The following is a 15,808-nucleotide window of genomic DNA, read 5'->3' as shown; positions in this document are numbered from 1 at the left end:
CTACGCTTAGAGGATTGCATGACCGTTTCTATTAAGACTCCTGACGACATCGCTAAAATGCGCATCGCAGGCCGCTTGGCTGCTGAAGTGCTAGAGATGATTGAGGAACACGTTCAAATTGGCGTGACCACTGACGAACTCAACACTCTGTGCCATGACTACATAGTCAATGTGCAAGAGGCCATTCCGGCACCGCTTAATTACCACGGCTTCCCTAAGTCGATCTGCACCTCGATCAACCACGTGGTCTGTCATGGCATTCCTAACGACAAGCCGCTGAAAGATGGCGATATCATTAATATTGATATCACGGTGATTAAAGACGGCTACTTTGGTGATACCAGCAAAATGTTTATGCTGGGTAAAACCCCTGAGTGGGCCGAGCGTTTATGCCGTGTCACTCAAGAATGCTTGTATAAAGGCATTGAAATTGTCCGCCCTGGTACACGCCTCGGCGACATTGGTGCGGTGATTCAGCAACATGCGGAAAGCAACGGCTTTACTGTAGTGCGCGAATACTGCGGCCATGGCATTGGTACGGTGTTCCATGAAGAGCCACAAATACTGCACTACGGTAAAGCGGGTACTGGTTTAGAGCTTAAAGAAGGCATGACTTTTACCATTGAGCCGATGATCAACCAAGGTAAAAAAGAAACTCGTCTACTCGGCGACGGTTGGACCGCGATCACTAAAGACCGCAAATTAACCGCACAGTGGGAGCACACCTTAGTAGTGACCGCCGATGGTTATGAAGTGTTCACCTTGCGTAAAGACGAAACGTTTCCCGTCACGTCTGCTTAACCGCGAAACTGTTTGATCGATCGCTTAACCGTCTTAAAACGACAGTTATCAGGCTAAATAATCGTTGTACTGTGCGAGGTGTCAATGCTGTTGCCCTTAGATAATGAACTCTTTGATGCAGATGCCTTCCAGCAGAAACTGGCCGAAGACAACAATACCTTAGCCTGCTTTCGCAGTGCCATTGAACATGCACGGATGGTGCTGGATCAGCGTTTTTTAGATCAACAGGATATCCATGATGTGGTGCATGCTCGGGCGTGGTTTATTGATCAACTGCTCAAGCATGCGTGGCATGCACAGACGTGGCTACAAGGTTCATGCTGTGTCGCTTTAATTGCGGTCGGCGGCTATGGCCGTGGCGAACTGCACCCGCACTCCGATATTGATTTACTGATACTGCTGGAACATGAAGACCACAAGCACCTGCATACCGGTATATCCGCCTTCTTAACCTTCCTCTGGGATATTGGTCTTGAAGTCGGTCATAGCGTACGTACGGTACAGCAATGCGCAGAAGAAGCGCGCAATGACTTAACCATCATGACCAACTTGCTGGAAAGCCGTTTAGTGCTGGGTGAACAGACGCTATTAGAAGCCATGCGTGAACGCATTGGCCCGCAATATATGTGGCCCAGTGAAGATTTTTTTATCGGTAAACACACTGAACAGCGCGAACGCCATAATAAATATAACGATACCGAATATAACCTTGAGCCTAATGTTAAAGGCTCGCCGGGTGGTTTACGCGATGTGCAAACCATTATGTGGATCGCTCGCCGCCGCTTTGGTATGCGCACCTTAAGTAGCTTAGAAGCTCCGGGATTTTTAACCGAAGGTGAATACCGTCTATTGGCGCAAGCTCGAGCTTTTTTATGGCAAGTCCGTTACGCCCTGCATATGCTCGCTGGACGTAATGAAGACCGTTTATTACTTGATTACCAACGCAAAATCGCTGATATGTTTGGCTATGCCGATGATGATAATAAACAAGCCATCGAGCATTTTATGCAGAAATACTACCGTGTGGTGATGGGTATTTCGCAGCTCTCCGATTTGATCAATCAGTACTTTGAAGAAACTATTCTGCGCAGTGATAGTACTGAATTGCCGACGCCGATTAATGAGCGTTTTCGCATTCGTGGCGGCTATCTTGAAGCCTGCAATCCGTATGTATTTAGCGATACGCCATCGGCCATTTTAGAAGTGTTTGTCCTGCTTGCACAGCATCCAGAAATCAAGGGTGTGCGCTCGCAAACCATTCGTTTGCTGCGTGATCACCGTCATTTAATTGATGATGATTTCCGTCATGACAAGCGTAATATCGACTTATTTCTAGAGTTATTTCGCTGCCCAGAAGGCGTGCACATGAATCTGCGGCGAATGAATCGCTACGGTATTTTAGGCCGTTATTTACCTGAGTTTGGTCGTATCGTCGGCCAGATGCAGCATGACTTATTCCATATTTATACCGTCGATGCGCATACGCTTAATTTAATTAAACACTTGCGCAAATTACGTCACCCAGATTTTGCTGAAAAATACTCATTAGCCAGCGCGATTATTGGTCGTTTGCCTAAGCCTGAGTTAATTTATTTAGCCGGTTTATTTCATGATATTGGCAAAGGTCGCGGCGGCAATCATTCGCTGCAAGGTGCCGAGATCGCTGAAGCCTTTGGTAAATTACACCAACTGCCATCATGGGACACACGCTTAATTACATGGCTGGTACGCAGTCATTTAGTGATGTCAGTGACGGCACAACGCAAAGATATCTCCGATCCAGAAGAAATCCATAACTTTGCCATGCTGGTCGGTGATCAAACCCGTTTGGATTACTTATATGTGCTGACGGTGGCGGATATTAACGCCACCAACCCAACGCTATGGAACTCATGGCGCGCACAATTACTGCGTCAACTCTACAGTGAAACTCGTCGCGCCTTACGCCGTGGTTTAGAAAACCCACTGGAGCGTGAAGAGCAAATCACCACTCGTCAAGCGACGGCACTCAGCTTGCTCACCGAAGAGGGTGCCGATCCTGATGCCGTCGAGCAGATCTGGAGTCAGCTAGGCGATGATTATTTTTTACGCCATACCGCAGGTGATATCGTTTGGCATACTGATGCTATTTTACAACATGGCAACAGCCTCGACCCCTTGGTTCTAGTACGCGAAACCACACAGCGTGAATACGATGGTGGCACGCAGATCTTTGTCTATGGTGCACACCGTCATGACTTTTTCGCAGTAACGGTAGCGACTCTCGATCAACTGGATCTCAGCACCTTAGATGCTCGAATTATGACCTCCACAGGCCATTTCAGCATTGAGACCTATATTGTTTTAGATGCTAATGGCGACCGTATCGGCAATGATCCAGAACGGATTCAGCAAATCCGTGCAGGATTAACTGCTGCATTGCGTAACCCAGAAGATTATCCAGCGATTATTCAACGTCGTGTGCCACGCCAACTTAAGCATTTTTCTTTTACGCCGCAAATCACTATTCACAATGATGCACAGCGACCGTATACCGTGGTCGAAGTGATCGCTCCTGACCGCCCAGGTTTACTGGCGCGCATCGGCGGAATTTTCCTTGAGTTCAATTTGGCCTTGGTTAACGCAAAAATCATCACCTTGGGCGAACGAGTGGAAGATGTGTTCTTTATCACCGACGCCGAAGGTTTACCGCTATCTGATCCAGAGCTCTGTCATGCCTTGCAAGAAAGCATGATTGCGCAACTTTCAACCGGTGCCAGCGGTACAGTCACTCATTTATCAAATGCTTATTAGTTAGGAATTGTATGGATAACCCACTTAACGTCATGACGACCTTAATTACCATAGGTATGTTTTGTTTAGCCTTTGGTTACAACTGGCGAGAGCGCTCTTGGGGTATTGCCTTACTCATGTTTGGCATGCTTTGCATGTTTGGTTCGATTGTCTATCGCGTTAACTTAGCTATTTCTTAAACGCTTTTAAGGAGGTTTTTTTATGAGCGATTTAACCCTATATGGCATTAAAGCCTGTGACACGATGAAAAAAGCCCGTATGTGGTTGGATGAAAATGACCAAAGCTATGCATTCCATGACTATAAAAGCGCGGGGATTGATCAAGCGCACTTAGAGCAATGGTGCAATGAGCATGGCTGGGAAAAAATCCTTAATCGCGCCGGTACGACCTTTCGCAAACTTGATGACGTCAGCAAAACCGATCTTGATCAAACCAAAGCCATCACATTAATGCTGGCACAGCCATCCATGATCAAACGCCCAGTACTGGATCTAGGCGAGCGCACCTTGATTGGCTTTAAACCCGAGTTGTATCAAGCCGCTTTTAATAGTTAGGTTGCATACTCTGCAAGGCTTTCAGAATCACTTACGCATAAGGAGTTTTCATGTCGCAATCTCTATTTAGCATCGCCTTTGGCGTCGGCACTCGCAACCGTACAGAGCAATGGTTAGAAGTGTTTTTCCCTAAGCCCTTATTGCACCCCAGCGCCGTCTTTGTAGAGCGCATTAAAACAATTTTAGGCTATAACGGTGGCAATCAAATTATTGATTTCGACTTTGCCATGGCCTCTGATTTAGCCCATGCCCTTAAGTATATTGCTCCGGAGCAAAGCGCGCTCTTAGTACGTCTGGCAGAAAGCCATAAGCCTACCGTTGCCTGTGTTTTAGAGCACGACTCACAACCGACTTCTGTGCCCGAGGCCTACTTAAAACTACAATTAATCTCGCATCGCTTATGCAAGCCGCACGAGATTAATCTAACCGACCTATTTAAAGTGCTGCCCAATGTTGCTTGGACCAATCGCGGTGCGATTGATATCAACGAAGTGGCGGAGCTGCAGCTTGAAGAACGCATTAAAGGCCGTATGCTTGAAGTGTTCTCGGTGGATAAGCTCCCTAAACTGACTGACTACGTGGTGCCCAAAGGCATCCATATTGCTGATGCTGCACGCGTACGTTTAGGTGCTTATGTGGGTAAAGGTACCGTGGTATTGCACGAAGGTTCAATCAACTTTAACGCCGGTACCCAGGGTGCCAGCACCATTGATGGCTGTATCGCCTCTGGCGTACTGATTGGTATTGACTCAACCCTGCAAGGCGGCTGCTCAATGGCCAGTACTGCTCAGCACCCGCTGATTAGTGTGGGTCATCACTGTGTGATCAATAGCCATGCTGGTGTGGGTATTTCACTGGGTAACCGTAACATCGTTGAAGCTGGTTTATGGCTCACCGGTGACACGCAAGTGAGTGTTTTGGACAGTAACAAGACATTCTTAAAAACCGTTACTGCTAATGAATTAGCCTTACAAGATGATTTATTTTTCTACCGTAATCCGGAAACCGGTGCCGTAGAATGCTTAATCAATAAGGCTTAATTGACTAGGCTGGCGGCGAACGCTAAAGGTCACTTTTAGTGGGCACCGCCAGCTTATATAACGTCTTTTTATTCATTCTATTGCTCCCATGTAGTGGATATTCTCGCAATGTTTCTGCCCTCCCCTTGGCGTCAATTTTTCCCCGGTATTCTTGCTTTAGCCGAGCAACAACAGACGTGGTTGGATAGCGCCGCCACTGCGCAAAAACCGCAAGTAATGATCGACACCCTGAGTCAGTATTATCAGCAAGGCGTGGCCAATGTGCACCGTGCTCAACATCAACCGGGTGAACGCGCCACTCGCGCCTTTGAAGCGGCACGCAGCAGTATTGCTGATTGGTTGCAAGCCGATGCAAACGATACGGTGATCTTCACCAAGGGCAGCACTGAAGGCATTAATCTGCTGAGCCAAGCCTTAGCCCACCATTTTCAGGCCGGTGATGAAATTCTAATCAGCGCCTATGAGCATCATGCCAATCTGTTACCGTGGCAGCAGTTGGCGCGAGCGCGCGATTTAACTCTGAAAGTATTACCCATGGATAAGCATGGCCATTTGGATATCGACTACGCGATTCGCCAGCTTTCAACGCGCAGTAAAGTAGTGGCGATCAGCGCTTTATCCAATGTGATTGGCCACCGTCAATCTTTGCAACCCCTGCTGGCTGCTGCGCGAAAAGCAGGTGCGTGGACTGTTATTGATGGCGCGCAAGCGGCAGTCCATCAGCGCCCGAATGTACAACAGTTGGATTGTGATTTTTTTGTTTGCTCGGCGCATAAACTCTACGGACCCGATGGCGTCGGCGTGTTGTTTGCTCGCCAGCATGCAGTGACTGCTTTACGCCATTGGCAGTTTGGCGGGGAAATGGTGCGTCGGTGCGATTACCAACAGGCGGAGTTTTTGCCTGCGCCTTTAGGCTTTGAACCTGGCACCCCCAGCACTGCCAATATTGTTGCCTTTGCCGCCACCTTAGACTGGTTACAAAGCTTGGATAGCCAAGCGATTGCCGAGCATGAGGCGCGCTTACATGCCGCAGTGTTAACCGGTTTACAAGAACGCGGCATGCAAATCATTGGTTCACCCAACTGCGCGCTAATCAGTTTTAATGCACCGCAGATACATCATTCGGACTTAGCTCTATTACTCGGCGAACAAGGCGTGGCGGTGCGTGCTGGACATCATTGTGCGATGCCGTTGTTGCAGAGTTTAGGTTTAGCTGGAGCGCTGCGGGTGTCACTGGCCATGTATAACAATGGTGATGATATACAACATTTTTTTAGCGCCTTGGATCAAGCCTTGGAGATTTTGCAGTGAGTGGTTTAAGTCGCGCAGCGCAACAAGCAGTGCATGATTTTCAAAGTTGCCAGCAATGGGAACAGCGCGCACGCTTATTACTGCAATGGGGCGCGCAGCTCGATGAGTTACCCGAAGCGCTACGCACCCCAGACAACTTAGTGCATGGCTGTGAAACTCGAGTGTGGCTGCTGCTGGATCAGCAAGCCGATCCGCTATGCTTTCAAGTCGCCAGTGAGGCACGTTTATTACGCGGTTTATTGGCCTTGTTGTTGCTGCGCATTACCGGCTTAAATGCCAAGCAAATGGTCGAGGTCGATGTGGCGGAGTGGTTTGCTCTGCTGGGCTTAAGTCGTCAGCTGTCGCCTTCACGCAGTAACGGCTTAACTGCAGTATTGCTAAAAATGCAAGCGTTGCTGGCTCAAAACTAACGCACTGCCAACTTACATCATCAGCGGTCACCCTCACACCGCTAAGCTAATTGAAGCCTATCAGTGTGAGGGTGATCGATCGCTTAAGGCGTTAAGTACGACGAACGGGTTAAGCCCAAACGTAACGCATCTAAGAACTGAGTTCGCTCACGAGGCGTGATGGCAGCACTGGCGACTTTATCGCGGTAATGCGTCATCAATTCTTCCGGTGACAAGTGTACATAGCGCAACATATCTTCAATGGTATCGTGGGTTTCAATACCGTCATGATAGACGCTACCATCTTCGCGCTGATACAAATTCACCGAATCGGTATCACCAAAGAGGTTATGCATATCACCAAGAATCTCTTGATAAGCACCCACTAAGAAGATGCTCAACAAGTAGTCTTCACCTTCACGTAACTCATGCACAGGCATACTGGTTTCGATGCTTTGTTCATCGACGTAATGCTTGATTTTACCATCTGAGTCACAGGTTAAGTCTTGTAAAACAGCACGGCGTAACGGTTCTTCATCCAATCGTTGCAAAGGCATAATCGGCAGAATCTGACCAATCGCCCAGGTATCAGGCAGACTTTGAAAGACCGAAAAATTACAGATGTATTTATCCGCTAGTTTATCGTTAAGCTCATCAAGAACCACACGGTGAGAACGTTGACGAGCTTTAAGCTGCTCATGCAAACGTCGGCATAAAGCGAAGTAGCATTGCTCGCCCAAGGCTTTTTGCACGAGGCTGATTTTTCCAGCGCTGTATTGTGAGCTGACCTCACCGATAAAGTGCGTGGCGCGCCAGTAGCTCTCAGCAACCGTTTCCGGATCATTCTCATCCAGCAAATTAATCAGTTCTTGCAGAGCTTCTGGGTATTCAGCCTCAGCGTCCAACTCAGGTACCGCATCGTTATGCTTTTCAACATCGGTGACTTGGACGACTAATAAAGCATGATGTGCAGTCAGTGCACGGCCGCTTTCAGAAAGAATATGCGGATGAGGTAACTCAAGACGATCACAGAACTCACGCAACATACTCACGATAGTGGCAGCGTAGTCCTCCATGTCGTAGTTGATCGAGCTGGCATTGCGTGAGTGGGTACCGTCGTAATCGACACCTAACCCACCGCCCACATCAATATGATCAACAGGCAAACCAAGCGCACGTAACTCAGCAAAGTAGCGAATGGCCTCGCGCAGACCTTTACGGTAGTCGGCAATATTAGAAATTTGTGAGCCCATGTGAAAATGCAACAGGCGGATACCTTGTTCGATACCCGCTGTGCGAAACTGCTCAACCACGCGCAATAACTGTGCAGCGGATAGACCAAATTTTGCCCGCTCGCCACCAGTATCAGCCCATTTGCTCGAGGCCAGTGACGATAAGCGCACACGCAGGCCCACTTGCGGGATGATATTGAGTTCTTTGGCTTCGTCTATGACCAGTTTAACTTCGGATTCTTTCTCGATCACAATAAAAATATTGTGGCCCAGACGCTGGCCGATCAAGGCTAGACGGATAAATTCACGATCTTTATAACCATTACAAATAATGGTGCCGCCTTTGGGGGCAAGGGCCAGCACGGCAAGCAGTTCAGGCTTTGAACCGGCCTCTAAACCAACATTGACGTTATCAGTGGCGATAATGCTTTCGATAACCGCTTCTTGCTGGTTAACTTTGATCGGGTAAACCGGTGTATAGCTGTTCTGATAATCGTACTTTTCAATGCCGCTCGCGAACGCGGCACTCAAGCGGCGCAGTCGGTCTTGTAAAATGTCTGGAAAACGTACCAGTAAGGGCAACTGTAGGCCGCTGCAACGGAGTTTTTCAATTTCTGCACTCAAATCAATGCCGATACTTTGCTCGCGCTTTGGCATCACCATAATGCGACCGCTTTCATTGATTGAAAAATAATCACTGCCCCAATGGCGTATGCCATATACGCTGCGGCTGTCAGCAACTGTCCATTGACTACCATCGTCTTTACGGGTGCGTCGTGAGGTCATGCGTACTCCTTGGGTGCTTTTATATGCAATGTTAAGTTATTGATTAATATTTATTAAGACTAGGCGCTAATCGGCAGTGGCGCAAGGTAACAGGCTGCGGGGGATACTTTGAATGGTGTTGACCGCTGCAGATGCGCTTACCACGCATACCAACGAGGCACGTGTTGAGCATGTGTGGTGTTTGCAAAGATACTGTTACGAGTAAGGAGGACTATTTGTCAAAACGGATCATCTCTCGGCGGATAGATTTGTTGTGTTGTCATTGCAACAAACCCATCTCGCAGTCAATCTAACGACTTACTGAGCGACGAAACTTGGCAGTTCGGTCAACTCAACAACTTGTGCTTTGCGCGGTGCAATGATCAGCGCTTCACCGTCAACCACGATTTCATCACGCTGATTAACAACACGAGTAGCAATACGCACACGAAATTTTGGCATTTTCTCTAGAATTTCCAATTGTACGGTCAACTCATCACCAATCTTAACCGGCAATTTAAACTCCATTTGCTGGCCCAGATAAATCGTCCCAGGTCCGGGTAATTCGCAAGCCACCGCAGCACTGATTAATGCGCCACTAAACATGCCATGCGCGATGCGCTCTTTAAACATAGTGCCCGCAGCGTACTCTGCATCAAGGTGAACTGGGTTACGGTCGCCGGACATACTGGCAAATAACATAATATCGTGTTCTGTAACAAGCTTACTAAATGTAGCTTTTTGACCCACCTCTAAACTCTCATAAGGGGTACTGGTACTTTGCGTCATAAGGTTTCTCCAATTCAAGCTTTAGGTGGTATGGGTGGTAGTATCTCGCGCTGATTCACCAAGGCAGTATTGAGCCATTGAATAATATCAGCAGTTACTTCTAAGTGATTGGTTTCTTGTAGAACTTCATGGCGTGCCCGCGGATAGATACGAATATCAACCGCACGATTACCTGATTCGCGTAAAGCATTAGCTAAATCAATCAGACGATGACCATGATTAACCGGATCGGCATCGCCACCAATAATCAACAATGGTAGGTTATTATCGATTTGTACCATGTTTTGCACTGGGGTAATGTGCTGCAAGCCGCCGAGTAGATCAAGCCATAATTGCGTGGTGCACGTAAAACCACATAAGGAATCTTTGATATACGCATCCACTTGCTCACTATCACGGGTCAACCAATCCCAATTGGTACGACGTCCTTTTACTGCACGCTGATAAGGGTAAAAAACCACTTTGTCTAACAAAGCACTGCGGCCCTTGCCACCTAAACGCCAGCGCTCAAAACGCGCGAGTGCCATAGCCGTACGATAACGTAGTGATGTTTTAAAGTAATTGGAACCGGATAAAATAGCGCCCTGCAAGCTGCAACTGTGCTGCATTAAATAGGTCAAGGCCACATAGCTACCCATGCTGTGTCCAAGCAAAAAAATAGGCGTATTAGGGTAGCGAACCCGGACATGATGATTTAAACAGCACAGATCATTAACAACTAAGTCCCAACCCTTCTCCTCAGCAAAATACCCTAGAGTACCCTGTACAGCGGTCCGGCCATGACCTCTCTGATCAAGTGCAAAAACCGAGATCCCCTGATCAGACAGCGCACGTGCAAATCGTGCATAACGCTGGCTATGTTCAGCCAATCCATGGGCGATCATAACAATGGCAACAGGTGACCCTTCACTTGACCAGTGATTAACATACAACTCTGTTTCGTCATTGGTCGTTAACCAGAATGCTTCATGGCGCATGATAGCCTCCTCCTGGATGCTCGCGTCGTTCTATTGTAGTGCCTATCCTAAAAATTTGGGAGGTTTGCCTGCATAGAAGTACAAAAACAGAACCAGAATAATTATTTAGTAACCAAAGTGACCAGAAAGGCTAACTTTGTGCTGGTGGCGTATTTATAAAACTGCTAACCTTCAGTTGTTTGCTATTAAATAAGAAAAGCAAAGCAAAAATTAATCATTAAAAACACGCCTTTGGTGAGATGATTGACAAGAGCACGCAATTCAGTGACTTTTAAGCATAGAATCGTGTAACAGGTAGACATTCTTCACCGTAAACTGGATCGCAAGGTGGACTTAAACCCCATCTGCGCTTAAAAGTTGTCTATTTATAGTGTGTTTTTGTTAAACACTTTCATAAGGCGAACATGAGCTGCTGCTTAGGAGTTGACTTGCATGAATGAAAACTTCTGGAAGGACAAATACCCTGAAGGTATTCCCACCGAAATCGATCCTGATCAATACCCGAATATTCAAGCGGTATTGAAAGAGTCCTGCCAGCGTTTTGCTGACAAACCTGCATTTACCAATCTGGGCAAAACGATCACCTATGGTGATCTGTACAAGCTCTCTGGGGACTTCGCTGCATGGTTGCAAAACTATACTGATCTTAAACCGGGTGACCGCATTGCGGTACAGCTGCCTAACCTTTTGCAGTACCCTGTTGTGGTATTTGGTGCAATTCGCGCAGGCTTAGTGATAGTCAATACCAACCCTCTGTACACCACTCGCGAGATGGAACACCAGTTCAATGATTCCGGCGCAAAAGCACTCGTATGCTTGGCGAACATGGGCCATTTAGCTGAAATTGTTGTACCTAAAACCAATGTTAAAACGGTCATTATCACTGAAGTTGCAGACTTTCTACCGCCACTTAAGCGCTTGCTGGTCAACAGCGTTGTCAAGTACGTTAAAAAAATGGTACCTGCGTTTCATATCCCTAATTCGCTTAAACTTAATGACGTACTGGCTCTGGGCAGTAAAAAAGCAGCGCGCAATATCAATCCTGACTCAGGTGATGTTGCCGTTCTGCAATACACGGGAGGTACAACGGGTATTGCTAAAGGCGCGATGCTGACCCACCGCAACTTAATCGCCAATATGCTGCAAGCACAAGCCATGATGGCTTCAAACTTAGGGCATGGCACTGAAACCATCGTCGCGCCCTTACCGCTTTATCATATCTATGCATTTACGTTTCACTGCATGGCAATGATGATGACCGGTAACAACAACTTGCTGATCACCAACCCACGTGATTTGCCAAGCATGATTAAAGATTTAAAAAAGAACAAGTTCACCGGTTTTGTCGGACTCAATACGCTATTCGTGGCGCTGTGCAACAACGAAGACTTCCGTAACTTAGACTTTTCTAACTTAAAAATGACTATTTCTGGTGGTATGGCGCTACAAATTGCCGCTGCCGAACGCTGGACACAAGTCACAGGCGCACAAATTTGTGAAGGTTTCGGTATGACAGAAACCAGTCCTGTTGCCACTGTTAACCCCATTCAAAAAATACAATTGGGTACCATTGGTATTCCTGTGGCCTCAACGCTGTGTAAAATCATAGATGACGATGGCAATGAGTTAGCACTCGGAGAAATCGGTGAACTCTGCGTCAAAGGCCCGCAAGTCATGAAGGGTTACTGGTTGCGTGAAGATGCCACCAAAGAAGTGTTAGACGAGGACGGCTGGCTGCGTACGGGTGATATTGCCGTGATTCAAGAAGATGGTTATATCCGCATTGTTGACCGCAAAAAAGATATGATTTTGGTCTCAGGTTTTAACGTCTACCCGAATGAAATCGAAGATATATTGGGCACACTTCCAAGCGTCTTACAAAGTGCTGCAATTGGTGTCCCTGATGATAAGTCAGGCGAAGCAATCAAAGTGTTTATTGTCGTACGCCCTGGTGAGAGTCTAACTAAAGAGCAGGTTATTGCACATATGCGCAGTAATTTGACCGGTTACAAAGTTGCTCGTCAAGTTGAGTTCCGCGATGAACTCCCAACCACCAACGTCGGTAAAATACTGCGCCGCGCACTACGCGATGAAGAGCTCAAAAAACTTGCGGCAACAGCCAACCACTGACAACTCACTTAATCAGGCCTCGCATAGAGGCCTTTTTAATACAATCTTTAATCGATGCTAAGTCACTACCCTCGCGGGTGATGTTCGCTGTGAATCGCTTGTAAACGCGCACGCGCCACATGGGTATAAATTTGTGTCGTTGATAAATCACTGTGCCCCAGCAACATCTGCACCACACGCAGATCTGCACCATGATTCAATAAATGCGTGGCAAAAGCATGGCGCAAGGTATGCGGCGATAATGGTTTAGTGATTCCCGCAACCTTGGCATGCAGCTTAATTCGATGCCAAAATGTCTGTCGCGTCATCTGCTGACCTCGCTGACTGGGAAACAAGACATCCGTGGCAGCTGCCGTGAGAAGCTCTCTGCGCCCGTCTTTCAGATATAACACCAACCAATCTAAAGCTGTTTCGCCCAAAGGCACTAAGCGCTCCTTAGAGCCCTTACCCATCACTCGCACAATACCCTGACGCATATTCAGCTGATCCAAGGTCAAACTGACCAGCTCAGTCACCCGCAAACCACAAGCATACAACACTTCTAACATGCAGCGATCACGCAAGCCCAGCACCTCCTTAACATTGGGTGCTGCTAATAATGCTTCGACATCCGCTTCGGATAAGGTGTCTGGTAATGAACGACCAACCTGCGGCAGTTCGACCTGCAGAGTTGGGTTATCAATAATCAATCCCTCCTCAAGTAAGTACTGATAAAAACCACGCGCACCCGACAAAAACCGGGCACTGGAGCGCGCCTTATAGCCTGTTTCCAAGCGCCAGCTTAAATAGTCCAGCAAGGTATCACGTCGTACCTGCTGCAAGGTTTGCCCACGCAGCAGCAACCACTGCGCAAACTGCTCTAGATCACTGCGATACGCCATGCGCGTATTATCAGCCAGTCCACGCTGCAACCACGCCGCATCTAAAAACCGCGTTAACGCCGACAAATCAAGCTGCACATCCGTAGTCATCTAAACAACACCTTATCTCGACCAGTAAACACTACAGGCAGTATAAAGGGTTAATGAGCACCGCAGGGATGCGGTGACACGCATCGAGCAGAATACGTACGTGCCGTAGCGCATGAGTGCCGCTCTTCCCTCAACGAATCATCCTGACTCAATTCGGGCGCAGCGTCGGAGTTGAACCTCGAACGGGTTCATCGATGTAAAAACAGCTATCTCGAAGTACGCATGCCACGTGTTATTAGACACAATGCTCTTAAAAAAACCTAAGCGGCCTATCAACGTGCAGTAAAAATAATTTCATATACCCCAGAAACAACAAAGCAGCCCGTAGGCTGCCTTGTTTTGAAACACTGGACGAATTAACGTGCCAATTTTTCTTTAATACGCGCTGCTTTACCAGACAGAGCACGTAAGTAGTACAGTTTCGCTTTACGAACATCACCACGACGCTTAACAGTAATGCTGTCAACCAGTGGGCTGTAAGTTTGGAACGTACGCTCAACGCCTACGCCGCTAGAAATTTTACGAACAGTGAAAGCACTGTTGATACCACGGTTACGCTTAGCAATTACAACACCTTCGTAGGCCTGTAAACGCTCGCGCTCACCTTCTTTTACTTTAACTTGAATAACTACAGTATCACCAGCAGAAAATACTGGAATCTCTTTAGTCATTTGTTCAGCTTCAAGCTGAAGAATAATTTTGTTCGTCATTCTGTGCTCCTGAAGGCAAATCCTGATGATTTACCATCGATACGTTAATTAACTATCGTTCTGCTGACGAAAATACTCGTCTAGCAGCATTTTCTCTTCTCCAGAAAGCGAGCGGCTATCCAGAAGATCAGCGCGACGCTCTGCAGTACGCCCTAAGGCTTGCTGCAATCGCCAGCGCCGGATATGTTCATGATTACCACTAAGTAGCACCTCAGGAACGTCTTTGCCTGCATACCTAACCGGTCGCGTGTAATGCGGGCAGTCGAGAAGACCATCACTAAAAGAGTCTTCTTGTGCGGAATCTGCATGGTTTAATGCCCCAGGCAGCAACCGCGTTACAGCATCAATCAGCACCATCGCCGGCAGCTCGCCGCCAGACAACACATAATCACCAATTGACCACTCTTCATCGACGTAGGTTTCAATAAAACGCTCGTCAATGCCTTCATAGCGACCCGCAATCAGAATTAAATTATCCTGCTTGGCTAGTTCGCTGACCGCGGCTTGTTTAAGCTGACGGCCTTGCGGCGACAGGTAAATAACCTTAGCCGGCCCTCCAATCGATTGCTTAGCCGCAGCTAATGCATCCTCAAGAGGCTTGATCTTCATCACCATGCCTGGACCACCACCAAAAGGCCGGTCATCCACTGTTTGGTGTCGATCCTCAGTAAAGCTTCGGGGGTTCCAGCAATTAAGCTCTAACAACCCTTGCGTTACTGCACGACTGGTAATGCCGTACTCAGTAATCGCAGCAAACATCTCAGGAAAGAGACTGATAACTTCAACGCGCAAAGCATTTACTCATTAAAAATCTGCATCCCATTCGACCTGCATCTCGCCTGCTGTCAAATCAACTGACTGTACACACTGCTGCGTATACGGCAGCAAACGCTCTTGATCATCAATGCTGCCAGCACACGGCTTAACAACTAAGACATCATTCGCGCCAGTCTCAAGTAAATGGTCAACAATACCAAACAACTGCTGGTCTTGATTGATCACTTTTAAACCTTCAAGTTGATGCCAGTACAACTCATCATCAGCTAACTCAGGCAACTCACTGCGTAGCACACAAATCTCATAGCCAGTCAATGTTCGCGCAATTTCACGATCATCTAAGCCTTCGATTTTTGCTGCAAGCGCTTTACCCTGTAAACGTCCGCTGGCCAACTTAACTTGCTTAATCTCATTGTCTCGGCGCAATTGCCAAACCGGATAATCAAGCAGGTTTTCCATGGGTTCAGTAAAAGAATGCACTCTTACTTCGCCACGCACACCATGCACTGCACCGATTTTGCCGAGTACGACCAGCTCATCTGCTGCAGGAGGTATTTTACTCATAGTC

At 47.5% G+C, this 15,808-nt stretch carries 15 protein-coding genes; 8 read left to right on the top strand and 7 right to left on the bottom strand.

Annotated elements, in window-relative coordinates:
* Positions 1–18 precede the first annotated feature (18 nt).
* The 7 genes from map to JYJ62_RS07610 all read left to right on the top strand — a co-directional run bounded on the left by map (position 19) and on the right by JYJ62_RS07610 (position 6,910).
* Entirely contained in the window at positions 19–801 is a 783-nt protein-coding gene (gene map / locus JYJ62_RS07640; RefSeq protein WP_205341610.1) for a type I methionyl aminopeptidase, read from the top strand.
* Between the two features lie 84 nt (positions 802–885).
* Positions 886–3,594: a [protein-PII] uridylyltransferase gene (locus tag JYJ62_RS07635; protein ID WP_420042822.1), complete on the top strand. Its 2,709-nt coding sequence runs from the start codon at positions 886–888 to the stop codon at positions 3,592–3,594.
* An 11-nt stretch (positions 3,595–3,605) separates the two neighbouring features.
* Entirely contained in the window at positions 3,606–3,773 is a 168-nt protein-coding gene (locus JYJ62_RS07630; RefSeq protein ID WP_205341609.1) for a hypothetical protein, read from the top strand.
* 22 nt (positions 3,774–3,795) lie between these two features.
* Entirely contained in the window at positions 3,796–4,149 is a 354-nt protein-coding gene (locus tag JYJ62_RS07625; protein WP_205341608.1) for an ArsC family reductase, read from the top strand.
* A 50-nt stretch (positions 4,150–4,199) separates the two neighbouring features.
* Positions 4,200–5,189, top strand: a complete 990-nt coding sequence (locus tag JYJ62_RS07620; RefSeq protein ID WP_205341607.1) for a 2,3,4,5-tetrahydropyridine-2,6-dicarboxylate N-succinyltransferase — start codon at positions 4,200–4,202, stop codon at positions 5,187–5,189.
* Between the two features lie 108 nt (positions 5,190–5,297).
* Complete coding sequence (locus tag JYJ62_RS07615) at positions 5,298–6,500, top strand: aminotransferase class V-fold PLP-dependent enzyme (protein ID WP_205341606.1); 1,203 nt, start codon at positions 5,298–5,300, stop codon at positions 6,498–6,500.
* Entirely contained in the window at positions 6,497–6,910 is a 414-nt protein-coding gene (locus tag JYJ62_RS07610; protein WP_205341605.1) for a SufE family protein, read from the top strand. Before JYJ62_RS07615 ends, JYJ62_RS07610 begins: the two co-directional genes overlap by 4 nt.
* A gap of 83 nt (positions 6,911–6,993) precedes the next feature.
* Here the strand turns inward: JYJ62_RS07610 and speA are convergent, their stop codons facing one another.
* The 3 genes from speA to JYJ62_RS07595 all read right to left on the bottom strand — a co-directional run bounded on the left by speA (position 6,994) and on the right by JYJ62_RS07595 (position 10,652).
* On the bottom strand, positions 6,994–8,907 hold the full coding sequence (gene speA, locus JYJ62_RS07605) for an arginine decarboxylase (RefSeq protein ID WP_205341604.1): 1,914 nt from the start codon (positions 8,905–8,907) through the stop codon (positions 6,994–6,996).
* Positions 8,908–9,204: 297 nt separating this feature from the next.
* Entirely contained in the window at positions 9,205–9,675 is a 471-nt protein-coding gene (locus JYJ62_RS07600; RefSeq protein ID WP_205341603.1) for a MaoC family dehydratase, read from the bottom strand.
* 14 nt (positions 9,676–9,689) lie between these two features.
* On the bottom strand, positions 9,690–10,652 hold the full coding sequence (locus JYJ62_RS07595) for an alpha/beta hydrolase (RefSeq protein WP_205341602.1): 963 nt from the start codon (positions 10,650–10,652) through the stop codon (positions 9,690–9,692).
* A 432-nt stretch (positions 10,653–11,084) separates the two neighbouring features.
* Here JYJ62_RS07595 and fadD1 point away from each other — a divergent pair, with 432 nt between their 5' ends.
* On the top strand, positions 11,085–12,782 hold the full coding sequence (gene fadD1 / locus JYJ62_RS07590; protein ID WP_205341601.1) for a long-chain fatty acid--CoA ligase: 1,698 nt from the start codon (positions 11,085–11,087) through the stop codon (positions 12,780–12,782).
* A 65-nt stretch (positions 12,783–12,847) separates the two neighbouring features.
* Here fadD1 and xerD read toward each other — a convergent pair whose 3' ends face one another.
* The 4 genes from xerD to rimM all read right to left on the bottom strand — a co-directional run bounded on the left by xerD (position 12,848) and on the right by rimM (position 15,804).
* Positions 12,848–13,753, bottom strand: a complete 906-nt coding sequence (xerD, locus tag JYJ62_RS07585) for a site-specific tyrosine recombinase XerD (protein ID WP_205341600.1) — start codon at positions 13,751–13,753, stop codon at positions 12,848–12,850.
* Positions 13,754–14,109: 356 nt separating this feature from the next.
* Positions 14,110–14,463, bottom strand: a complete 354-nt coding sequence (gene rplS, locus JYJ62_RS07580) for a 50S ribosomal protein L19 (RefSeq protein WP_205341599.1) — start codon at positions 14,461–14,463, stop codon at positions 14,110–14,112.
* Positions 14,464–14,511: 48 nt separating this feature from the next.
* The gene (gene trmD, locus JYJ62_RS07575) at positions 14,512–15,255 is read right to left on the bottom strand and encodes a tRNA (guanosine(37)-N1)-methyltransferase TrmD (RefSeq protein WP_205341598.1); all 744 of its coding nucleotides are present in this window, start codon (positions 15,253–15,255) and stop codon (positions 14,512–14,514) included.
* A gap of 12 nt (positions 15,256–15,267) precedes the next feature.
* A complete protein-coding gene (rimM, locus tag JYJ62_RS07570; protein ID WP_205341597.1) occupies positions 15,268–15,804 on the bottom strand; it encodes a ribosome maturation factor RimM in 537 nt (178 codons plus the stop codon).
* Between the last annotated feature and the right edge of the window lie 4 nt (positions 15,805–15,808).

The sequence above is a fragment of the Denitrificimonas caeni genome (genome assembly GCF_905120345.1).
Classification (GTDB): Bacteria; Pseudomonadota; Gammaproteobacteria; order Pseudomonadales; family Pseudomonadaceae; genus Denitrificimonas; species Denitrificimonas caeni_A.
This window is presented reverse-complemented; position numbering and strand designations above follow the sequence as displayed.